Origin of the sequence: Neorhizobium galegae bv. orientalis str. HAMBI 540, assembly GCF_000731315.1 — a bacterium.
Classification (GTDB): domain Bacteria; phylum Pseudomonadota; class Alphaproteobacteria; order Rhizobiales; family Rhizobiaceae; genus Neorhizobium; species Neorhizobium galegae.
The window spans coordinates 2246801-2269592 of the sequence record NZ_HG938353.1; the positions used below are offsets into that span (position 1 = coordinate 2246801).

The following is a 22792-nucleotide window of genomic DNA, read 5'->3' on the forward strand; positions in this document are numbered from 1 at the left end:
CATGCCTTGATGTAATGGATTATTGGAAATTCTTCAATTCCAAGATAGGGCGCTATCTGCGACACTTCCCACGACAAGACATGCGCTCAGGGTGGGAGCCCTGAAAGGCCGGGAGGAGGCCTGGAAGCTATGAACAAGATGTCGCTGGATTTCCTATCCGGCAGCACGAAGCTGCGTGGACGGACGGTAAGCGAGGCGGTTTTCGACTTTCTGAGACAGAAGGGTATCGATCGGATTTTTGGCAATCCGGGCTCGACCGAACTGCCGATGTTCGTCAACGTGCCGGAGGATTTCTCCTATGTGCTCGGCCTGCAGGAATCGATCGTCGTCGCCATGGCCGACGCCTATGCGCAGACGACCCGCAAGCCGGCCTTTGTCAACCTGCATTCGGCCGCCGGCCTCGGCCATGCGCTCGGCAATATCTACACCGCCTATCGCAACCGCGCGCCTCTGATCATCACCACCGGCCAGCAGAGCCGTGAGCTGCTGCCGCACGATCCGTTCCTGTTTGCCGAAAGCCCGACGGAGTTTCCGAAGCCTTATGTGAAATGGGCCTGCGAACCGGCCCGCGCCGAAGACGTGCCGGCCGCCATCGCCCGCGCCTATTACATGGCGATGCAGGCACCGCGCGGCCCGGTCATGGTGTCGGTCCCGTTGAGCGACTGGCAGGCACAGGCGGCCCCGATCGCGATCCGCGATGTGGAAACGGTGATCAGCGCCCCGGCCTCAGCGATCGACGATCTGGCCCGCCGGCTGAACGATGCCCGCGAGCCGGTGCTGGTCGTCGGACCGGGCGTCGATATCGACAATGCCTGGGATGCCACCGTGCGGCTTGCGGAAATCCTGCAGGCGAAAGTCTGGGTGAGCCCGCTGTCGTCCCGCTGCAGCTTTCCGGAGCGCCATCCGCTGTTTGCCGGTTTCCTGCCGGCCTTCCAGCCGAAGCTCGCCAATTGCCTCGGTGACGCCGACCTCGTGCTGGTGCTCGGCGCGCCGGCCTTCACCTATCATTTCGCGGGCTCCGGCCCGGACATCCCGCAAGGTGCCGAACTCTGGCTGATCACCGACGACCCCGCCCAGGCGGCGAGCGCCGTCGTCGGCAACGCCATGGTCTCGAACCTGCGCGCTGCCACGGAAAGCCTCGTCTACCGCCTGCGCTGCCGTGCGCCGCGTACCGACGGCCCGGCCCGCACCATTCCGCGCCTGAAAACACCGAAGGGCATCACCCAGGAATTCTTCTACCAGACGCTGGCCGACGTCCGTTCGCCTGATAGCATCGTCTTCGAGGAAGCGCCGGGCGGCCGCGACGCGCTGCACGACTTCTTCCCGATCGAACGGCCCGGCGGCTTTTTCGCGACCGCCAGCGGCGGCTTGGGTTATGCCCTGCCTGGCTCTATCGGCGCCGCATTGACCAAGCCGGAACAGCCGGTCATCGCCGTCATCGGCGACGGATCGAGCCTCTATGCCATCCAGTCGATCTGGTCCGCGGTCGAATACGATGCCGATCTCATGATCGTCATCCTCAACAACGGCGGCTACAAGGTCCTGAAGGCGATTGCCGAAAGAAGCGGCTCCGGCCGCATCGACGGCGTCGATATCGGCCACATGGATTTCGTGAAGATCGCCGAAGCGCAGGGCTGCAAGGCCGTTCGCTGCGAAAAGGGCGAGGAATTGTCGTCATGCCTGCGGGACCTTCTGAAAATGAAGGGGCCGCGGCTTTTGGAAATCATTCTATCAGAGGAGGAGACTGAAATGAATGTCGCTGTCAGAAACGAACAGGTCCTGAAAACCCCCGAAAAGTTCTTCATCGGCGGTGAATGGGTCGCGCCACTCGGCACCAACAAGCTCGACGTCATCTCGCCGGTGACCGAAGAAGTGCTGATGAGCTATCCGGAAGCCAGCAACGCCGATATCGACAAAGCCGTTGCCGCCGCCCGCGACGCCTTCGACAACGGCCCATGGCCGCGCATGACCTTCAAGGAACGCGCCGGTTACCTGCGCAAGGTCGCAGACCTCCTGACCGCCCGCCTCGACGAGATCGCCAATGCCTGGACGACCCAGGTCGGCGCGCCGATCTTCCTGACCAAGAAGCTGGTCGGCCAGAACCCGGGTCTCTACAACTACTATGCCGGCCTGATCGAGAACGACGATTTTGTCGATCAGCGCAAGCGTGCCGATGGCGGCGAAGTCCGGGTCGTGCGCGAGCCGGTCGGCGTCTGCGCCGCGATCACCCCGTGGAATGCGCCGATGGTGCTGCTGAACTACAAGGTCTCGGCAGCGCTTGCCGCCGGCTGCACGATTGTCGCAAAACCCTCGCCGGAAACCCCGCTCGACGCCTATCTGCTCGCCGAATGCATCGAGCAGGCCGGCATTCCGAAGGGCGTCTTCAACCTGGTGCCGGCCGGCCGCGAAGGCGGCGATTACCTCGTTCGCCACAAAGGCATCGACAAGGTCTCCTTCACCGGTTCGACGATTGCCGGCAAGACCATCGCCGCCGCCTGCGCCGATCGCCTGACCCGCGTTAGCCTTGAACTCGGCGGCAAATCGGCAGCCGTGCTTCTCGACGACGCCGATTTCGCCAAGGCCCTGCCGGCGCTGATGGTCTATTCCATGCCGATCACCGGCCAGGTCTGCTTCTCGCTGACCCGCATCCTGGTGCCGGAATCCCGCAAGCAGGAATTCATCGACCTTTATGTCGGCGCGGTGAAGAACATCAAGGTCGGTGATCCATCTGATCCGACCACCCAGATGGGCCCGCTCACCATGGCCCGCCAGCTTACCCGCGTCGAAGGTTACATCGCCGCCGGCCGTGCAGGCGGTGCGACGGTTGCCTGCGGCGGTGGTCGCCCGGCCGGTCTCGACCGCGGCTACTTCATCGAGCCGACCGTCTTCACCGACGTGACGATGGACATGAAGATCGCCCAGGAGGAAATCTTCGGCCCGGTCGTCTCTATCATCAGCTACAAGGACGATGAGGAAGCGGTTAAAATCGCCAACGACACGACATACGGTCTTTCCGGCGCGGTCTTCACCTCCGATCCGGAACGCGGTTATGCGTTTGCCCGCCGCATGCGGACCGGCAGCGTTACCGTCAACGGCATGATCGTCGACATCCACCATCCGTTCGGCGGTTTCAAACAGTCAGGCATCGGCCGCGAAGGTGGACCGGAAGGTCTCGAAAACTATTTTGAGGTCAAGACGATCCATATGGCCTGAGGCCAGCTGGGTTTCATAGTGAACAAAAAGGCCGCCGGGTTCATGGTCCGGCGGCCTTTCCATTTCTCGGTGGACTGGTGGATCAGAGCACTTCGAAAACGCTGATGCGCACGGCACTTGCCAGACGCTCGCCGGTGCCGATGAAGATTGTGTGGTTCAGCCAAGCATACCGCGGATCGCCGGTCTGCAGGCGCGGCGTGGTGCGCATGTAGTAGAGCGCCGGATCGACCATCTCGCCGGCCGCCAGCCGCGCCAGCACCTCCGGCGGCCCGTGCCGGAAACCGAAATTGCGGATGTCGATCATCGCCCCGTCATGAGTTTCGATCACGTAACGCGTGTCGAGTTCCGCATAACCGGCGTCATAGACGCTCTGCCAGTCCGCGCCGAGATTGAGGACGCGCCCGGAAAGGCGCTCCCCTTCCACCACGCCGCCGATGATCGGGATGATCCGCCAGCGGCCGCCGGGACCGCCTCCCTTCTCGATCGGCGCGCCGAGTTCGGCGCGGATTTCGCAAAGTTGTCTCAGACCCGGAGCCTGCATCCTATCCTCCTATCGCATCGTCGTCGGCAACCACAGCGCGATCGCGGGGAAGAGAACGAGCAGGATGAGGCGGATGATGTCCGTCAGGATGAACGGCATCACCCCTCCATAGATCGTCGTTATCTTCACGTCCTTGGCGATCGAGTTGATAACGAAGACGTTGATCCCGACCGGCGGGGTGATCATCCCAAGTTCGCAGGAGACCACGATGATGACGCCGAACCAGATCGGATCAAAACCAAGATGGGTGATGACCGGAAAGACGATCGGTACAAGCAGGATGATCATCGCCATCTCGTCCATCAGCGCGCCGGCGATGAAGAAGATCACCAGGATCAGCGTCAGCGTGCCATAGGGGCCGAGATCCATGCCGACCAGGAAGGCCGTCAGCTTCTGCGGCGACTGGGTGATCGCCAGGAAATAGCCGAACAGGATGGCGCCGATCAGCACGCTGAACAGCGACACGGAGGTGCGTAGCGACTCGACGAGGCTCTGCATGATCAGCTTGAAGCCGAGCCGGCCACGCAGGATGCCGATGATCATCGTCAGCATCGCCCCGACCGCCGCTGCTTCGGTGGCCGTCGCAACGCCGAGATAGATGACGCCGATGACGGCGAGGAACAGGACCAACACCGCCCAGACGTCCCGCAGCGAGGTCAGGGCTTCCCTCAGATCGAACTTGGTGCCGGGCGGCAGGCGTTTGCCGTGGGCGATCAGCACCGTCGCCATGTACATCAGGGTCGCGAGGATGCCCGGAACGACGCCGGCCATCAGCAGCTGGCCGACATCGGTCTCCGTGAGGAAGGCGTAGACGACCATCATCACCGAGGGCGGGATGAGAATGCCGAGCGTGCCGCCGGCGGCGATGACGCCGGTGGACGTGGCATCGGCATAACCGGCCTTGCGCATTTCCGGAAGCGCCACGCGGGTCATGGTGGCGGCAGTCGCGATCGAACTCCCGCAGATCGCCGCAAACCCGGCGCAGGCCGCGATCGTCGAGAGCGCCAGCCCGCCGCGGAACTGCCCGAGCCAGGCATTGCCGGTCCTGAACAACTCCCGTGACATGCCGGAATTGGTGGCAAAGACGCCCATCAAGATGAAGAACGGCACCAGCGTCAGATTGAAATCGGTGATGACCCGGATCGGCGAGGTCGTCAAAAGGTTGAGCGCCGGCGAGATGCCGCGCATGGCAGCAAACCCGAAGACCCCGACAAGACCCATCGAGACGCCGAGCGGCACGCGCAGGCCCATCAGCACGAACATGGCGACAAAGCCGCCAATGGCAACGAGATCAGCGGTGTTCATACGCCATGCCCCTCGAGCGGATTGGGTTCCTCGGCCTCGCGCCGCAGGAAAGGAACGACCGCCGTGGTGACGACGGCGGAGGCGCAGCCGAGCCAGATCAGGCCGATGAGCGGCCAGACCGGTATCCGCAGATCGAAGGTGGTTTCATTACTGTTGTAAGCACTCGTCAGGCGGAAGAACATCATGTAGGCGAGCATGGCCGTGAAGGCGAGCAGTGTGCTCCAGGCGATGAAATCGAGGACCCGACGACCCTTCGGCCCGAGCGGCTCATAGAGCAGATCGACCGCGATATGGCCGCCGCGATAACCGATCGAGGCGAAACCCCACATCATGCAGGCGCCGATCAGGTAGCGGGACAGGTCGAAACTGTCCGGGATCGCCCAGGAAAAAATATAGCGGCCGATGGTGGAGACGACGATCAGGATCGTGCACAGCCCCAATAGGAGGCCGGCGATCATATCGACTGCTTCGGTGAAGCGTTCGAGATATCGGGTCATGTCTAAGCTCGAAATACGGATGATGGGAAGGGCGGGCGCCGAAACGCCCGCCCGGCTGGATCTCGATAGATCGTCACTTCACGTCGGCATTGTACTTCCTCAGCGTCTCGCCGAGGCCTGCCCAGGCAGCCTTGGCGTCGACACCGGCCTTGGTGGCAGAGGTTTCCCATTCGCCCTGCAGCGAGGCTGTCGCCTTCTTCCAGAGGCCGACTTCGTCCGCTGTCGGCTTGTAGAGGGTGTGGCCGCCCGCATCGATCATCTTCTGGCGGCCGGCGGCTTCCGCATCCGCCCATTTGGAGGCCATCTTCTCCGCCCAGTCGGGCGTGCAATGGTCGTTGATCACCTTGCGGTCGGCAGGCGACAGGCCATCGATCTTGGCCTTGTTCATCACGAAGGCGAAGGTCGTGACGTAGAAGGGCAGATCGAGATGGTGCTTGGTGACGTCCTGCAGGCCGAACGTGTAGATCGAGTTCCACGGGGAGGCCGTCATGTCGGCGGCGCCCTTGGAGATCAGCTCGCGCATGTCGCCGGCCGGAACCTGAACGGAGGCCGCGCCGAGCGAATTGACCAGCCGTGCCATGGTAGCGTGCGCCGGGCGGATGTTCTTGCCCTTGAGGTCGGCGGGAACCTGGATCGGTCCCTTGGTGCCATGCAGCGTGCCCGGATCATGAACGATCGCCATGCAGAACTGGACGTCCTTCATCTCCTTGGCGGCATACTGGGTGTACCATTCGTCGAGCGCCCGCGAACCGCCCTTGGCATTCGAGATCAGGAACGGGATTTCGCCCGCTGCGATGATCGGGAAACGGCCCGGCTGATAGCCCGGATTGATGAAGCCGATATCGACGATGCCGTCGCGCGCCATGTCGTAATGGTCAGGCGCAGCACCCAGCTGCGAGGCCGGGTATATGGTGATCTTGATGCGCCCGCCGGAAGCGTCGCTGATCGATTTCGCCCAGATCTCCATGCCGCCCGGCTGCAGCGCATGGGTGGCCGGCACCCAGTGCGACAATGTCAGTTCCACATCGGCGGCCCGTGCAGTCGTGGTCAGCGCGGACGCAGTCAGCGCCGCGAGGCAGGCCGAAGCAAGCAATGCCTTCAGTGTCATGTGTTTCTCCTCCCTTTGAGATCAGAGACCGGAGGGCTCCCTTCCCGTTCCGGCCGGCGAATATCGCTATCAATCCGCGTGGAGACTTAGCTCGCTGGCGGATCGACAAGGTCGTCGGAAATTCCGTGAAGGGGCGCAACTGCCGGATGCGGAAAGCCCGCCTGCCAGCGATGCGTCAAAGGACCTGCGGAGATCAGGCTGCGCCATCTCCGCGGCCGAAACCGAACCTGCCATGTCCATGGCAGTCGCAACTGTCTTGAACAGTCGTGTATACACCGATTTCCTCCCATGCCCGGTCTCCCAAGGTGACGCCCTCCTCCTGACATCACCTACCCGAGCATCCGAATTTCAACACATCCAGGCCGGAACGACAAGCATCCATTTCGGTTTGGGATACAAAAAATCAGGTCGCCTGAGATTTTTCCCGCGGGCTCTTCACCCCAGCTTCAAACCGTCTAGAATGTCGCAATGCACCTGCCATGCATACACGGAGGATGGAATGCGGCGGCGGAGCGGAACCGGGAGATCGGATCTACGGGAGAAAACGTTCGGCCGCGAGAATCCTTCGGCCGATCGATTGGGATACGGTCTAGGCGTTCAAAACCGTGTAGCGGAACGTAGGCTCTTCTTGCGAGCCGGCCCCGATCACCCTTGGTCGGCACGCCCGGAATGAGCCTTGGACGCGGATATTCAAATCATCATCAGGACACTGGGGAGGAAAAACACATGGATGATCTCGTCACACCGGTCAGCAAGGCGATTGCGCAACTCAAGGGCCTGCTCGGCGACAGGCTGGTGACGTCGGCCTCCGTGCGCGAACATCACAGCCACGACACCTCGCGGCTTGCCCCTCACCTGCCCGATGCAGTCGTCTTTCCACGCACCGAGGAAGAAGTCCAGGCGATCGTCTCAGCCTGTGCGGCGCATGGCGTACCGGTCGTGCCCTTCGGCGCGGGTTCCTCGATGGAAGGTCATACGATCCCGATCCGCGGCGGCATTTCGCTCGATACCCGCGAGATGAACAGGATCGTCGAGATTCGGCCGGAAGATCTGCTCGCCGTCGTGCAGCCCGGCGTCACCCGCAAGCAGCTGAATGTGGACCTGCGCGAAACCGGCCTGATGTTCTCGGTGGACCCCGGCGCCGATGCCTCGATCGGCGGCATGGCATCGACCCGCGGCAGCGGCACCACTTCGGTGCGCTACGGCACGATGCGCGAAAACGTGCTGGCTCTCCGGGTGGTGACACCGGACGGCGAGGCCATCCAGACTGGATCGCGGGCCAGAAAATCCTCGTCGGGTTACGACCTGACGCATCTCTTCGTCGGCTCGGAGGGCACGCTCGGCGTCATCACCGAATTGACGGTCCGCCTGCATCCGATCCCGGAAGCCATCTCGTCGGCGATCTGCTCCTTCCCGACGGTCGCCAACGCCGTCGAAGCGGTGATCGAGGCGGTGCAATACGGCATCCCGGTCGCCCGCGTCGAATTCCTGGACGAGGTGGCGATCGCCTCGACCAACAACTATTCGAAGCTCGGCCTGCCGGTCGCCCCCACCCTGTTTTTCGAGTTCCACGGCACCGAGGCCTGGGTGAAGGAACAAGCCCAACTCGTCGAGGAGATCACCAAGGGCCATGACGCGATCTCCTTCCGCTGGACCGCGGATGCCGACGAGCGCGCCAAACTCTGGCAGGCCCGCCACGATCTCTACTGGGCGACCAAGGCGATCATTCCCGGCTTTGAGCTCTATACCGGCGACATCTGCGTGCCGATCTCCAGGCTTGCCGAAAGCATCGTCGCGGCGCGTGCCGATATCGATGCTTCGTCGCTGAAGGGCCAGATCATCGGCCATGTCGGCGACGGCAATTTCCACACCGCCTACCTGATAGACCCGAACAATCCAGAGCATCTGAAGGAAGCCGACGAGATGGCCGATCGCGTCGTCGAACGCGCACTCGCCGTCGGCGGCACGGCGAGCGGCGAACACGGCATCGGCATCGCCAAGCTCAAATTCATGCGCAAGGAGCACGGCAAGGCGGTGGACGTGATGAAACGCATCAAGGCGGCGCTGGATCCGCTGGGGATCATGAACCCGGGCAAGATGGGGGATGCAGGGTGAGAGACAATGCCATTGCTCTCCCTCATCCCTGTGCTTGTCACTGGAATCCAGCACGCTCAAGTCCTTGAGCGCAAGGGATTCTTTTCACCGCGCAGACGCGCGGTGGCTGGATTCCTGTGACCCAGCGCAGGAATGAGGAAGTTCTTAATTCTCCGCGTCAGCATCACAGCGGCGGCAGCGACCCTCCACCAACAAAAAACGGCGCCCGAAGGCGCCGTTCTCATGTCGTATCCTGGGAGGATATCAGACCTTCTTGGTGCGCCAGCTTTCGGCATAGTTTTCACGGGCTTCGGCCGCATAAGGGGTGGGCGAGACGCGGACGCGGATCTCGGCCTGCTTGTGGCCCTTTTCGATCGAGGTCTTGCCCGTGCCGCCGTTCGGCTCGCCCCAGATCAGCGTCAGGACGTCGCCTTCCTGCACGTCGGCATCGACGATGCCGAGCGACAGCATGCAGCGTTCGTTATAGCTGTAGCCGTTGAACATCGACATGCCGACGACCTTGTCGCCATGCATGATCTTGTCGGCGCTCGAAGACGCATAGTTCGGCTGCGGCAGGTCGATCCACTTGTAGGCTTCACCGCCCGGCACGAAGTTCGAGGCGATGACCTTCATCACGTCTTCCGCGTTCCACTCGAAGGTGACCTTCTTGCGCTGCGGCTGCGACTTCATCTTTTCGAGCGCCTCACGGCCGACGAAATCGTGGTCGAACTTGACGTAGATGCCGTAGCCGAGCTCGTACGGGTTGACGTAGTAGTCTTCGATATTCTCGGAGACGAGGCTGCCGCCGATCGAGCCGGTCGCTTCATAGCTGTCTTCCGTTAACCAGTCGCGATAACCCTGCAGTTCTGCGCCGGTGTAGATGCCCGGCAGCGGCGACGGAATCCAGCCGGATTCCAGCGTGTTGGTGGAATAGGCGCGCGCACCGACGAGGTAGAGATCGACGCCCGCATCCTTGGCGGCCTTGACGATGATCTCGCGGACCTCGTCCTTCTCGGCATAGGGACCCCAGACTTCGAGACCCGGAGCACCGGCCATGCCGTGGCGCAGGGCCTGGACCTTCTTGGAGCCGATATTGATCCAGTCGACATGGAAGAACTTGATGTCGGGGATCGGGCCGCCATTCATCTTTTCAAAGATCTTCGGAGCGTCCGGGCCCTGGATCTGGAAGCGGTAATGAACGCGGTTGACTTCCTTGCCGTCCGGGCGCGAAGGCGAACGCGGGTCGTGGGTAAGCTTGACGTCGTGCTTGCCGAGCGAAGCGTTGTAGCGCAGCCAGTTGGCGGTCGGCGCACGGCCGACAAGCACGAACTTGTCATCACGCTCGCGGAAGATGATCATGTCGCCGATGACGTGTCCGGCAGGCGTCACCGGAACATAGTGCTTGGCGCGGTCGACGCCGAAATTGGCAAAGCTGTTGATCGCCAGGCTTTCCAGGAACTTGGAAGCATCCGGGCCCTCGACGATCAGCTCGTCCATGTGATGTGACTGGTCGAACAGGACCGCCGAATGGCGCCATGCCATCTGCTCGGTGCGCCAGTTCGAAAATTCCGGCGCGACGACCGGATAGATATACATGCCGATGCGCGAATTGCGCAGCATCTCGACAGTATTGCCCTTCTCTTTCAGGATCTGGGTCAGATTCTTCGGCATTTTCTTAACCTTCCCTCGGTTGCTCTCCTGCATGCCGCCCCCCGGCAAAGCCGGTTCGGGATACGATATGCATCGTCTCAAGATGTCTCATGCAATTGAGGGTCAGCGGTCTCCTCCCGCCATCTCCTCCCAACAGCCCGGTTCTCGAACCTCGCCTCGACGGCTTGGCGGAAATCGAGGCCTCCTCCCGGTCGAAGCAATTCATAGAGCAATCATTTTTGGGATACAATACCCGATTTTGGCCGCCCCGCCAAAAGTGCCGCGACAGCCCATTAGAATTGTGCCGTTGGCATAATATATGGTGATAATTGATGCGGTGCGGAAAAACAAACTGGATCCGGATTGCCACCATCCCCGAACCAAATCGGTATTTTGGGATCCCAAAGTGAATCGCTTCGGCGCCTGCAAACGTTCCTAGTCTTCGTTTTCGTCTTGCATCAGGCCATTGATATGACCGGCGGGACTATCGAGGTCGAAGATCGGCAGGATGCGCGAACCGTCGATCGCAAAAAGCCCCTTGCTGATGCCGAGGCTGATCTTCACCCCTTCCCCATGCTCGCGGAAAAGGCTTTCGGCACGGGCGCCGTCACGGGCGATCAGCGCCGAGACCATGTGATGGTGCTGCCAGTGCGCGTAGTGAAGATGCTGCGCCCGCTCCTTGCGGGTGATGTTGTCGAAGCGGATCGAATCCGGTGCGCCGAACGGCACGCGGTCGAAAAGGCTGGTGAGCTGGTGCAGCAGGTTTCCGCCGCCGGCCTCGGTGATCAGCGTGTGGAAACGCAGGTTCATCGCCGCATAGCGCCCCTCGTTGACGGGATCGTCGATACCGCCGTTCTCGAAGATGTCGTCACCTTCCCGCAGGCAATCCTTGAGTTCCGCCACCAGCGTCGGCGACGGGCCTTCGCTGGCGATCTTCTTGGCCGCATAACCTTCGATCATCGAACGCAGCTCGATCGCCTCGATCACATCGGCAACCTTGTAGGCCCTGACCCGATATCCGCGGGCGCCGACCCGCTGCAGCACGCCCTCTTCGACGAGTACGGCCAGCGCATGCCGGATCGGCGTGCGCGACACGCCGAGCGCTTCGGCAAGCCCGGATTCGGACAGCTTCTTGCGCGGATCGATCGTGCCGTCGCTCGCCCAGGTCCTGAGCTTGTCGATCACGTGCTGCTGGCGGGTTTCCTGCTTCTCAGGCCCGGGAGGGTTCGGGGGTCGGGTGCCTGTGGTCATGCTTGGGCCTCACCTGCGCCATATCGAAATGCGGATTGCGCCGGGCCAGAAAGGACGGCCCGGAACATCGCTCAATATTGAATATCTGCGACAAAACGCAAGTTTTCCCTATTGGACGCTTGGGCCCAGTCCGGACAGGCCCGGGCAGCCGGGAACGATCAGTTCCGCACGGCCCAGGCAGCCTCCACGGGTGCGGCGACCGTCACCGGGCGGCCGATATCGACGTTCGAAAGCGACGAGGCCTCGACATGCAGCGTCTGCGCCGGGGTCTTCACCATGATCGAGCGATGCGAACCACGGAAGATTGCCTGCGAAACCTCGCCCGACCAGGAGAGATCGCCGTTCACCTGGCCCGCATCGCGGACATGCAGGTTTTCCGGGCGGACCATCACCGTGACATCCGCACCCTTCGGCATTTCAGTTGCCGCATGACAGTCGCCGGACCAGCCCTGGCCTTCGACCGAGAGCTTGAAATATTGCCCGCCATTCGGACGGCAGTCCTTGACCGTGGCGTTCAAAAGGTTGGGCGTTCCGAAGAAGGCGGCGACCTGCCGGTTTTCCGGCCGGCGGTAGATCTCTTCCGGCGCGCCGACCTGCAGGATCTTGCCGCCATGCATGACGACCACCCGGTCGGACAGCGCCATGGCTTCCGCCTGGTCGTGGGTGACGTAGAGCGCGGTGATCTTCAGGCGCTGCTGCAGCGCGCGGAAATCGTCGCCCATCTGGGTGCGCAGGCGCGCGTCGAGGTTGGAGAGCGGCTCGTCGAGCAGCAGCACTTCCGGCTCGAACACCAGCGCACGGGCGATCGCCACGCGCTGCTGCTGGCCGCCGGACAGTGCCGGCGACGGACGCTCGGCATATTGCTCCATCTCGACGAGGCGCAGCGCGTTCATGACGCGATCGTTGATTTCCTTGTCCGGGCGGCGACGGATGCGCAAGGGATAGGCGACGTTGTCGAACACCGTCATATGCGGCCAGATCGCATAGGACTGGAAGACCATGCCGAGGCGGCGCCGTTCGGAGGGCACGAAATAGCCCTTCTCCGAATCCGACACGACATTGTCGCCGATCGCAATGCGGCCGCCGGTATTTTTCTCAAGGCCGGCCACCATGCGCAGCGTCGTCGTCTTGCCGCAGCCCGACGGCCCGAGCAGCGTGACGAATTCGCCGCTCTTGATCTTCAGGTTCACATTGTCCACGGCCGTTACCGCGCCATACATGCGGCTCACGTTTTCGAGCGTCACCGAAGCCATATTTCTCTTCCTTTCGGAGCGGATGCCAGAATCCGCTTAAACGACAACCAAAAATCGGCCGGCGGCCGCAGCCGCCGGGCGTGAAGCCTAAAGCTTGCTGATGCGCGATTTGATGAAGCTGAGCTGCACCCAGCGGAACACGATGACCAGGAGCATCATCATCAAGCCGATGACGCTCACCTGTTCGGCATTGCCGTTGGCCCAGAGCTTCATCAGCACGACCGCCAGCGTTTCCGATCCCACCGAATAGAGAAGGATCGACGCCGACAGCTCGCGCATGATGCCGAAGAAGGTCAGCACCCAGCCGACGGCGAAGGCCGGCCAGGCAAGCGCCACCATGATCCGCCACATGGTCTGGAACCAGCTCGCGCCGTGGACGCGCGAACATTCTTCCAGATCATAGGAAAGCTGGTGATAGGCACCGGTCATCACCCGCACGGAGACCGGCGTGCCGAGCGCGATATAGGCAAGCAGCAGCGCCCAGATGGTGCCATAGATCGGGATCGGTCCCGGCAGCATCGCAAACGCCCAGAGGAAACCGACGCCGAGCACCATGCCCGGCATCATCCACGGAAGCCAGGCCATGCTGTCGATCAGGTTGCGACCGCGCCAGCGGGTGCGCACCGAGATGTAGGCGACGATCGCGCCGAGCGCCATGGTCGCGGTGGCGCCGAGCAGGCCGAGCACCATCGTATTGCGGACCGCCCGCCAGAATTCGCTGTTGGCGAAGACGGCCCTGTAGTGCTCCAGCGTCAGCATGTCGTAGGTGTAGAAGCCGAAGAAGCGGAAAAACGAGCCGAGCATCAGCTGTCCGATCGGCAACACCACCGTGATGAAGAAGAACAGCACACAGAAGGCGAAGGTAACCCAGCGCCAGGGGCCGAGTTCCATGACGCTTGGGCGAAACCCCTTGCCGGTGACGGTCTGGAAACTCTTGCCGCGCAGCATCCACCACTGCCAGATGACGAGCAGGAACATCAGCCCCATGATCGCGAAGGAAAGCGACGTCGCGTACTGGTAGTCGGGCGTCGCGCGGTGGTTGATCGACTCGTAGATGTCGGTGGTGATCACCTTGATGCCTGCGGGCAGACCGAAGAACAGCGCCGACTCGAAGGTCTCGATGCCCTTGATGAAGCTCAGCATGAACGAGCTGGTCAGCACCGGCAGCATCAGGAGCAGGGTGATCTTGCGGAAGGTCGTCCAGCGCGAGGCGCCGCACATGCGGCTCGATTCCTCGAGCGACGGGTCCATTGCCCGGAACGCGTCGACCATGAACAGGAACAGGAACGGGATCGAATACTGGCACATGTGCCAGATGACGCCTCCATAGGAATAGATGTTGACGAGCGGATCGGTCGCGCCGGTTGCCCAGCGCCAGACCATGTTGATGACGCCCACCTGCGGGTTGGCGAGCATGCCCCAGGCCATCGCGGTCAGGATCGGCGGAATGAAGAACGGCAGCGTGATCAGCACTTCCAGCGTGCCGCGGAACGGCGTGTCGGTGCGCGCGACGATCCAGGCGAGAAACACCGCGATCGTCAGCGACGGTATGGTCTTGGCAAGCGATATGCCGATCGTGTTGGCCAGAACGATGAGGTTCTGGGTGGTCATGATCGAGCGGTAGCCGTTCAGATTGAACTCCCCGGCCATGCCGGGCGGGGTGGAATGCAGGCTGCCGTAAAGCAGCATGGCGAGCGGATAGATGGTCAGGAAGCCGAGGATCAGGATCAGCACCAGCATGCCGATCAGACGCCACAGCGATCCGCCCGAAAAGGCGCGCGTGAAAGCATTGCCGGCAATCGTCGGCGCAGTTTCGGCGATGTCGTCTAGGGGGCGATTGTGGATAATCGTCATGGGATCCTCGCGGCTCCGGGTATGAAAAACGGCACCGCCGGCCCGAACATCGGACCGGCAGCGGCCTGGGAGGCTTACTTGAAGATGTCCTTGGACTTGGCCAGCATCTCGTTCTGGCGGGTGGTGTCCGTCGTGCCGTAGAGCTTGGCTTCGGAAATCGCTTTGACGTCCGCCGGCAGGCCTTCGGTCATGCCGGAAAGGACGGGACCGTAGCCGAGGCTCGCATAGATTTTCTGCACGACCGGGCCCTGCATGAAATCGAGATAGAGTTTGGCGGCGTTCGGGTGCGGAGCCTTCTTGAGCATGACGTTGCCGTAAAGAACGTAAGGAACGCCCTCCTCCGGAATGATGAACTTGACCGGCAACCCCTTCAGATCCGAGAAATCGGTCATGATGACCGGCATGTAGATCGAATATTCGCCGCGTGCGGTGCGGCGCTGCGATTCGCGCTGGTCGCGGGTGAAGACGAGCTTCTGGCTCGCGACCTTCTTCACATAGTCCTCGCCAATCCTGTCATAGGTCGAGAAGAACCAGAGGTAGCCGGCACCGATCGCACGCGGATCATCGGACAGGATCTTGCCCTGCCATTTGGGATCGGCAACGTCTTTCCAGCTCTTCGGCTCGTCCGCAGGCTTCACGAGGCCGGTATTGATCATGATCCCGTAGGGAATGGTCATGACCGAGGCCATCGGCACCTTGAGCTTGAACTTGTCGCCGATCTTTTGCGAATTCGGGGTCACCGGCAGCGGATCGACGGACTTGTCCTCCTTGTCGTAGAGCATGGTCTGCCCTTCGCTGGTGAACATCACGTCGGCGGCGAAGCGGCCAGCGGCCTGCTCGACGCGGACGCGTTCGCGGATTTCGGAGGCGCGCGCTTCAAGCACTTCGACGGAAATTCCGTATTGCTTGGTGAAGGCCTCGGCGATCTGCTTGGTGCTCGGCTGGCCGACGAGCGCGGTATAGAGGACGAGCGAGCCCTCCTTCTTGCCCGCGTCGATCACCTTCTGCCATTCGGCATCCTGCGCGAAGGCAGGCAGGCCGGCCGCTGCCGAGATGGCAAGGCTGCCCGCAGCCGCCATGAAAAACCGGCGCGACCATTTTTGAATGGCCGAAGTCATGAATGTGTTTGTCGTCACGTGTCTCTCCTCCCTGGAACCGACGATCGAGCATCGCGCCCGGGACCTGATCCCGGCACTCGACGCTCAAAAATTTCAGCGGCCACCGACCGCAATCTCCCTTTTCACCGCAAGCGGTGCCGCTTTCCCGAACAGCTACTCAATCCCGACGGCTCACCTATCGCTTCGGAACGATCTGGCGCGCGCCCTGCAATTGACAAGGTCCCTGATAAGCATCGCATGATGCGGAACATCTGGGCCTTCGGTTTGGACGGGATTGGCCTTGGCCAACTGCGAACTCCCTTTTTGAACTCCGATCTGCGCCGGCTCTCCCTGCCAGTCGCGGTAATGCCACCCGGCATCGGAATTCCCTCATCTGTTAGATTGACCTTTTCCCGTGCAGGGGAAAAGCACCATTTTTTTACATTCACTTTTCTCGAAAATAGAAAGATGAATTGTGCTACCGTTTACGCGGAGGGCCACTCGACAGGGCGGCATGGGAGACCTAAGACATTGGATACGCTTATCAATATCCGCACGTTTCTAGCCGTTGCCCGGTCCGGCAGCTTTTCGGCGGCGGGCCGTCATCTCGGCGTCGCACCCTCGGTCGTGACGAAACGCGTCAGCCGGTTGGAGGACCAGATGCGGGTGAAACTCTTCATCCGCTCGACCCGCCAGATTATCCTGACGGAGGTCGGCGAACGCTACCTGCCCCGCTACCAATCGCTGGTCAAGGAGATCGACGATGCCATCAGCGGAGCGGCGGCCGTCGCCCAGCGGATCGAGGGACATTTGAGGATAAAGGCGCCGACGACGGTGACGATCGCCTTCCTCGCCCGCATCCTCAGCGATTTCCAGCAGGAGAATCCGAACGTCACCATGGACCTTGCGCTGGTCGACCGTTCGGTCAATCCGGCGGAAGAGGGATACGATATCGCGCTCGGCGCCCTGCCTGCCTCCTATTCGAATGTCATCGACGAGCCGCTCTGTCCCTACCCGCGAAAACTCTGCGCCGCTCCCGACTATCTCGAAAACCGCGGCCTGCCGAAACATCCGCGCGACCTCGTCGATCATATCTGCCTTACCTTCCACGCGACCGGCTCGACCTGGTCGTTCCTGAGCCCCGGCGGCCCGATCGATGTCGAGGTGCGCTCCGCCTTCAGCGCCAACGATACCCAAATCCTGCACGACCTGGCGCTCCGGGGCCGTGGCGTCGCCATGGTGGCGAGCTACGTAGCGGAGGAATCGATCCGGAGCGGCAGGCTGATCGAGTTGCTGCCGGACTTTCCCGTGGCGGAGCTCTGGCTGAAGGCGCTCATCCCCCAAACCCAGGCGCGCAAACCGACCGTGCGCGCGCTGATGGAATGGCTGCGTATCCATATGCACACGGCTCTGGTGATCGGCGACCGCGCCGCTTGAGCGTGGCACTTTTGCCTGGGAAGAAAAGCTGAAAGCCCTTTGGCTTTCTCGAATCGAGAAAGCCGCTACGATGAAAAAGCATATTCTCTTGGCTTCCTGTGCCGCTTACCCTCCCAAATCGAGGAAACGCATCGGTGATGCGAGGGTGGCCACCGTCTGTCGACGTGCCGCCCGGGAGTGAGGTTCAGGTACGCCGCGAAACGAGCGGTCGGGCCGACAGACAAGGGAGGTTTTAAGCGGTGGATACTGCTGTGACCCAGCAGCGCCCTGTGCTTTCGCAATTGGGCGCGATCGATTGTGACGTTCATCCGGACGCGCCGCTGCGCGAGGATCTTCTACCCTATTTCGACGAATACTGGCGCGAGATCGTCACGACGCGCGATGTCGACCGTCTGGAACTCACCAATTTCCCGACACGCACCAAGCCCTTCTTCCGGGAGGACTGGAAGGCGACGGAAGGCAAGGGCGTTGAAAAGCTCCGCAAGAACCTGCTCGATCCCTACGGTCTCAAATACGCGATCCTCAACTGCGTCACCGCCGTGCACGCGATCTACGATCCCTATCTCGCCACCGCCGTCTGCCGCGCCACCAACGACTGGCTGAAGGCGGAATGGCTGGACCGCGACCCGCGCCTGCGTGCCTCCCTGGTGCTGCCGATGCAGAACCCGGAAGCCGCCGTCGAGGAGATCGAGCGCTTCGCCGATGACAAGCGTTTCGTGCAGGTGCTGACGCTCTGCATGGGCGAGATGCCGCTCGGCCGCCGCATCTACTGGCCGGTCTACGAAGCGGCCCAGCGGCATGGCTTCGCGCTCGGCGTGCATGCCGGCAGCGCCTACCGCCACGCGCCGAGCCAGAGCGGTTTCCTCTCCTATCTCGCCGAGGATTACGTCCACCAGGTCCAGGGTTTTGCTACCCAGGTCGGCAGTTTCGTCGCCGAAGGCGTGCTCGGCAAATTCCCCGACATGAAGATCGTGCTGATCGAATCCGGCGTCTCCTGGCTGCCCGGCCAGATGTGGCGGATGAGCAAGGACTGGCGCGGCGCCCGCATCGAGATCCCCTGGGTGAAGGAGCCGCCGTCGGCCCTCGTCCGCCGCCAGATCCGCATGACGACGCAGCCCTTCGATGCGCCGCGCGATCCGGCCGAACTGGAACGCATCATCGAGCATCTCGATTGCGACGACATGCTGCTCTTCTCGACCGACTATCCGCATGCGCAATTCGAGGGCGATGCCGCGATCCCCGCCGGTTTCCCGGAACGCCTGATCGACCGGCTGGTTCGGGACAATGCGCTCGCCACCTATCCGCGACTGGAGGACTAAGCCATGGACCATGCCGTTCTGGACAAGGACGCCAAAGCAGACGCCAAGCTCGGGATCGTCGACTGCGATATCCATCCGGCCTTCGGTTCGCCCGCCGAACTTGCGAAATTCCTGCCCGTTCGCTGGCGTGACCATCTCGCCGATTACGGCCAGCGTAGCGCCAATCCGGTCGTCGGAACCCTGCCCTATCCGCGCATGACGCCCGGCAACGGCATGCGCCGCGACGCCTGGCCGCCGAACGGCGGACCACCGGCCTCCGACCTTGCCTTTCTGCAGGAACAGCTGCTCGACCCGCTCGGCATCGAATACGGCATCCTGCAGCCGCTGGCCGCCGGTTCGTCGACATTGAACCAGGAACTGGGTGCTGCCATGTGCGCCGCCGTCAACGACTGGCAGCTCGACAAATGGACAGGCCCCGACCCGCGCCTGAAAGCCTCAATCTCCGTCACCCAGGAAGACGTGCCGGCGGCGCTTGCCGAAATCGAAGCGCGCATCGGTGATAAGAGTTTTGCCCAGATCGCCATTCCGCCGCGCACCATCGAGCCGGCCGGCCGCCGGCGCTACTGGCCGATCTACGAGGCCGCCGAACATTACGACATGCCGATCGGCATGCATTCCGCCGCCTACGGCCAGCACGCCAACAGCGGCGCCGGCTGGCTGAACTTCTATATCGAGGAACACTATGCCTTCTCGCACAGCCTGCAGAGCGTCGTCACCAGCATGGTCTTCGAGGGCGCCTTCGAACGCTTCCCGAAGCTGAAACTGGTCGTCGTCGAAGGCGGTTTCGCATGGGCGGCGCCGCTGATGTGGCGCCTTGACAAGCAGTGGGAACGGATGCGCTCGGAGGTCCCGCATGTGAAGCGGCCGCCGTCAGAATATATCCGCGAAAACGTCTGGTTCACCACTCAGCCGATCGAGGAGCCGGAAAACAACCGCCACCTGCTCGACACGCTGCGTTGGGTCGGCACCGACCGGCTGATGTTCTCGACCGATTATCCGCACTGGGATTTCGACGATCCGCGCTACGCCTTCAAGGTGCCGCTGTCGCCGACCGAGCGCGCGCAGATCTTTCGCGATAATGCGAAGCGCGTCTACCGCCTGCCCTGAATTGAAGACAAGATCAGCTCTTCCGGAAACGCAATCAGTATCGATGGATTGAAATAGAGAATGGCCCGTCATGTCATCGCCAAGGTCGACGAACTCGACATCGGCAAGTCCAAGCTGGTGAAGGTCGCAGGCCGCGACATTGCCCTCTTCAACGTCAAGGGCGAGTTCTTCGCCATTGCCAACCGCTGCCCGCACGAAGGCGCCGACCTCTGCCGCGGCCAGGTCGTGGGGCTGGCCGAAGCGGACGAGCCCGGAAAGGTCCGCATGACGCGGCACGGAGAACTCATCCGTTGCCCCTGGCACGGCTGGGAATTCGACATCCGCACCGGAAAGTCCTGGTGCGACCCGGCCCGGACGCGTGTCAAGAGTTTCGACGTTTCCGTCGCCAAGGGCGGAGCGCTGACGGAAGGTCCTTATCAGGCCGAAACCTTTCCGGTCTCCATCGATGAGGACTACGTCGTCGTCGAGATCTGAATAAACCAAGCTCTATCCGAAAAGGTCCTCTCTGCCTGGATAGACGGAAAGCGCGGCAATCCCTCTTGCCGCGCTTTTTGCTGCTCCGATCAGATCATTTCCAGCGCCAGCGCAATGCCCTGGCCGCCGCCGATGCAGAGCGTCACCACACCGCGCTTCAGGCCGTCGCGCTGCATCGAATGCAGAAGCCGCGTCGTCAGGATGGCGCCGGTGGCGCCGATCGGATGACCGTGCGCCACCGCGCCGCCTTCGACATTGGCGATATCCTCCGGCAGGCCGAGCCCTTTCAGGACCGCAAGCGGTACCGCCGCATAGGCCTCGTTGATCTCGATCCGCTCGATATCGCCGATCGCCCAGCCGGCACGCTCCAGCGCCTGGTTGACGGCCGGGATCGGCCCAAGCGCGAACATGCCGGGTTCGACCGCGGCGACGCCATAGGATACCAGCCGCGCCATCGGGCGCAGGCCCTTGGCTTCGGCAAAGGCCCGATCCGCGACGATCATCGCCGCCGCACCGCTGTTGAGGCCGGGTGCATTGCCGGCGGTGATCGTGCCGTCGTCGCGGAAGGCTGGCTTCAGTTTGGCAAGCGCCTCTATCGTGGTATCCGGCCTTGGGGTTTCATCGACGGCAAAACTCTTCACGCTGCCCTTCACCGGAAGGTCGATGCCGACGATCTCGGCAGCGAACCTGCCCTCGGCCTGAGCGGCGCTGAAACGCTGCTGCGAACGTGCCGCCCAGCGATCCTGATCCGCGCGGCTGATCTGCTGCGAGGCAATCATGTCCTCCGTGTGCCAGCCGGAATGTCTGTCCGAAAACGCATCGTGCAGCCCGTCGAGCAGCATGCTGTCGAAGATTTCCGCATGGCCCATGCGATACCCCCAGCGGCCGCCACTCATCAGGTAGGGCGCGCGGTCCATGTTCTCCATGCCGCCGGCGATGGCCGCCTTGGCATGATCGAGCCAGATATCCTTGGCCGCACTGGCGATCGCCTCGACACCGGAACCGCAGACGCGGTTGACCGTGACGGCCGGCACCGAGACCGGCAGGCCGCCATGGATCGCCGCCTGCCGCGCTGGGTTCATTTTGTTTCCTGCCTGAACGACATTGCCCATGGTGACCGAGGCCACCTCGGCGGCATCAAGGCCGGATCGCGCGATCGTCTCACGGATCACCGCGGCGCCGAGATCGACCGCCGGGATGCCGGCGAGAGAACCGTTATATTTGCCGATCGCGGTGCGGACCGGCTGGACGATGACGACTTCGGACATGATGGTTCTCCTAGTTTGCGTTTTCGTCGAAGCGGCGCAGGATGACGCTGGCGTTCACACCGCCGAAGCCGAAGCCGTTGGACAGCGCATATTCGACCTCTGCGTGACGGGCCTGCGGGCCGATGAGATCGAGCCCTTCGGCGAGCGGATCGGGATCTTCGAGATTGAGCGTCGGCGGCAATATGCCGTCGCGCAGCGCCAGTGCGGTGATGATTGCCTCAAGTCCGCCGGCGGCACCGAGCAGATGGCCGGTCGCCGATTTGGTAGAGGAGATCGCCGGGCCTTTATTTGTGCCGAAAACGGATTTGATCGCCGCAAGCTCACCCGCGTCCCCCACCGGTGTCGATGTGGCATGCGCATTAAGATAACCGATCGCTTCCGGTTGAAGGCCTGCCATCTGCAGTGCCCGCTGGACCGCCCTTTTTGCGCCGGAACCATCGGCCGGACCAGCGGTCAGGTGATAGGCATCGGCGCTGGTGCCGTAACCGACCACTTCGACAAGCGGGGTCGCGCCGCGCGCAAGCGCGTGTTCGAGCGTTTCGATGATGACGATGCCGGCGCCTTCGCCCATGACGAAACCGTCGCGCGCGGCATCGAACGGCCGCGACGCCTTTTCAGGCGTATCGTTGAAGGCGGTGGAGAGACCACGTGCCGCCGCAAATCCACCAAGCGCTACCCGGTTGATGCAGGCCTCGGTGCCGCCGCAGAGCGCCACGTCGACTTCGCCGCTCCTGATCATCCGCACGCCGTCGCCGATCGCCTGGACGCTTGCCGCGCAAGCCGTCACCGGCGCGCCGATCGGACCTTTGAAGCCGTAGCGAATGGAGACATGGCCGGCCGCGAGATTGACGAGGAAGGACGGGACAGTGAAGGGCGAAAGCCGGCCGGCGCCGCGCGCGTCCACCGTACGCACCGCCTCGGCGATCGAATGGAACCCGCCGATGCCGGAGGCGATGATCGTCGCGGTACGGTCCTGCTTGTCGTCCGTATCGGCGATCCAGCCGGACTGCTCCAGTGCCTGCCGCGAAGCCTCAAGCGCAAATGCAATGAAACGGTCCATCTTCTTGCGCTCCTTGTGCGGCACCGCAAGGTCGATATTGAAACCGAACTCGTCCTCATCGATGCCGGGCACGACGCCGCCGACCTTGGCGTCGATATCCGGCACCATCTCGTCGGAAAGCCGGCGCAGACCGGAGCGGCTCTCTATCAGGCGTTTCCAGGTGGCTTCCACGCCGCTGGCAAGCGGCGAGACCATGCCCATGCCGGTGATCACTATTCTGTCGCTCGGTCTTGCCGGCATGTTTCACCTCGATTTAAATTTTGA

17 protein-coding genes are annotated in these 22792 nt (G+C 62.5%); 6 read left to right on the top strand and 11 right to left on the bottom strand.

The annotated features are described in order from the left end of the window. Positions 1-129: 129 nt before the first annotated feature. The gene (gene mdlC, locus RG540_RS33470) at positions 130-3213 is read left to right on the top strand and encodes a benzoylformate decarboxylase (protein WP_197560179.1); all 3084 of its coding nucleotides are present in this window, start codon (positions 130-132) and stop codon (positions 3211-3213) included. Positions 3214-3295: 82 nt separating this feature from the next. Here the strand turns inward: mdlC and RG540_RS11190 are convergent, their stop codons facing one another. The 4 genes from RG540_RS11190 to RG540_RS11205 all read right to left on the bottom strand — a co-directional run bounded on the left by RG540_RS11190 (position 3296) and on the right by RG540_RS11205 (position 6664). After that, complete coding sequence (locus tag RG540_RS11190) at positions 3296-3754, bottom strand: DUF3237 domain-containing protein (protein WP_038587774.1); 459 nt, start codon at positions 3752-3754, stop codon at positions 3296-3298. Positions 3755-3763: 9 nt separating this feature from the next. Continuing rightward, positions 3764-5059, bottom strand: coding sequence for a TRAP transporter large permease (locus RG540_RS11195; RefSeq protein ID WP_038587776.1), 1296 nt, complete (start codon positions 5057-5059; stop codon positions 3764-3766). After that, positions 5056-5556 (bottom strand): TRAP transporter small permease, encoded by a 501-nt coding sequence (locus RG540_RS11200; RefSeq protein WP_038587778.1) that lies wholly within the window; start codon positions 5554-5556, stop codon positions 5056-5058. Before RG540_RS11200 ends, RG540_RS11195 begins: the two co-directional genes overlap by 4 nt. A gap of 73 nt (positions 5557-5629) precedes the next feature. After that, positions 5630-6664: a TRAP transporter substrate-binding protein gene (locus RG540_RS11205; RefSeq protein ID WP_038587781.1), complete on the bottom strand. Its 1035-nt coding sequence runs from the start codon at positions 6662-6664 to the stop codon at positions 5630-5632. Positions 6665-7390: 726 nt separating this feature from the next. Here RG540_RS11205 and RG540_RS11210 point away from each other — a divergent pair. Continuing rightward, positions 7391-8779: an FAD-binding oxidoreductase gene (locus RG540_RS11210; protein WP_038587784.1), complete on the top strand. Its 1389-nt coding sequence runs from the start codon at positions 7391-7393 to the stop codon at positions 8777-8779. Between the two features lie 243 nt (positions 8780-9022). On the opposite strand, the gene ligM is transcribed toward RG540_RS11210, so the two are convergent. The 5 genes from ligM to RG540_RS11235 all read right to left on the bottom strand — a co-directional run bounded on the left by ligM (position 9023) and on the right by RG540_RS11235 (position 15902). After that, positions 9023-10429, bottom strand: coding sequence for a vanillate/3-O-methylgallate O-demethylase (ligM, locus tag RG540_RS11215; protein WP_038587787.1), 1407 nt, complete (start codon positions 10427-10429; stop codon positions 9023-9025). Positions 10430-10843: 414 nt separating this feature from the next. Then, a complete protein-coding gene (locus RG540_RS11220) occupies positions 10844-11659 on the bottom strand; it encodes a GntR family transcriptional regulator (RefSeq protein WP_080724915.1) in 816 nt (271 codons plus the stop codon). Between the two features lie 158 nt (positions 11660-11817). Continuing rightward, positions 11818-12912 carry an ABC transporter ATP-binding protein gene (locus tag RG540_RS11225; RefSeq protein ID WP_038587790.1) on the bottom strand — a complete coding sequence of 365 codons (1095 nt, stop codon included), beginning with the start codon at positions 12910-12912 and terminating at the stop codon, positions 11818-11820. 87 nt (positions 12913-12999) lie between these two features. Next, positions 13000-14766, bottom strand: a complete 1767-nt coding sequence (locus RG540_RS11230) for an ABC transporter permease (protein WP_244446651.1) — start codon at positions 14764-14766, stop codon at positions 13000-13002. A gap of 74 nt (positions 14767-14840) precedes the next feature. Then, positions 14841-15902 carry an ABC transporter substrate-binding protein gene (locus tag RG540_RS11235; protein ID WP_157884612.1) on the bottom strand — a complete coding sequence of 354 codons (1062 nt, stop codon included), beginning with the start codon at positions 15900-15902 and terminating at the stop codon, positions 14841-14843. Between the two features lie 492 nt (positions 15903-16394). Here RG540_RS11235 and RG540_RS11245 point away from each other — a divergent pair, with 492 nt between their 5' ends. The 4 genes from RG540_RS11245 to RG540_RS11260 all read left to right on the top strand — a co-directional run bounded on the left by RG540_RS11245 (position 16395) and on the right by RG540_RS11260 (position 20200). Beyond that, positions 16395-17300 carry a LysR family transcriptional regulator gene (locus tag RG540_RS11245; RefSeq protein ID WP_038587796.1) on the top strand — a complete coding sequence of 302 codons (906 nt, stop codon included), beginning with the start codon at positions 16395-16397 and terminating at the stop codon, positions 17298-17300. Positions 17301-17539: 239 nt separating this feature from the next. Further along, positions 17540-18619: an amidohydrolase family protein gene (locus tag RG540_RS11250; RefSeq protein WP_080724916.1), complete on the top strand. Its 1080-nt coding sequence runs from the start codon at positions 17540-17542 to the stop codon at positions 18617-18619. 3 nt (positions 18620-18622) lie between these two features. Beyond that, positions 18623-19726, top strand: coding sequence for an amidohydrolase family protein (locus RG540_RS11255; RefSeq protein WP_038587799.1), 1104 nt, complete (start codon positions 18623-18625; stop codon positions 19724-19726). A gap of 60 nt (positions 19727-19786) precedes the next feature. Next, the gene (locus RG540_RS11260) at positions 19787-20200 is read left to right on the top strand and encodes a Rieske (2Fe-2S) protein (RefSeq protein WP_038587802.1); all 414 of its coding nucleotides are present in this window, start codon (positions 19787-19789) and stop codon (positions 20198-20200) included. A gap of 89 nt (positions 20201-20289) precedes the next feature. Here the strand turns inward: RG540_RS11260 and RG540_RS11265 are convergent, their stop codons facing one another. Both RG540_RS11265 and fabF read right to left on the bottom strand, forming a co-directional pair. Beyond that, a complete protein-coding gene (locus RG540_RS11265; RefSeq protein ID WP_038587804.1) occupies positions 20290-21468 on the bottom strand; it encodes a thiolase family protein in 1179 nt (392 codons plus the stop codon). 10 nt (positions 21469-21478) lie between these two features. Continuing rightward, on the bottom strand, positions 21479-22768 hold the full coding sequence (gene fabF / locus RG540_RS11270; protein WP_038587807.1) for a beta-ketoacyl-ACP synthase II: 1290 nt from the start codon (positions 22766-22768) through the stop codon (positions 21479-21481). Positions 22769-22792: the final 24 nt, after the last annotated feature.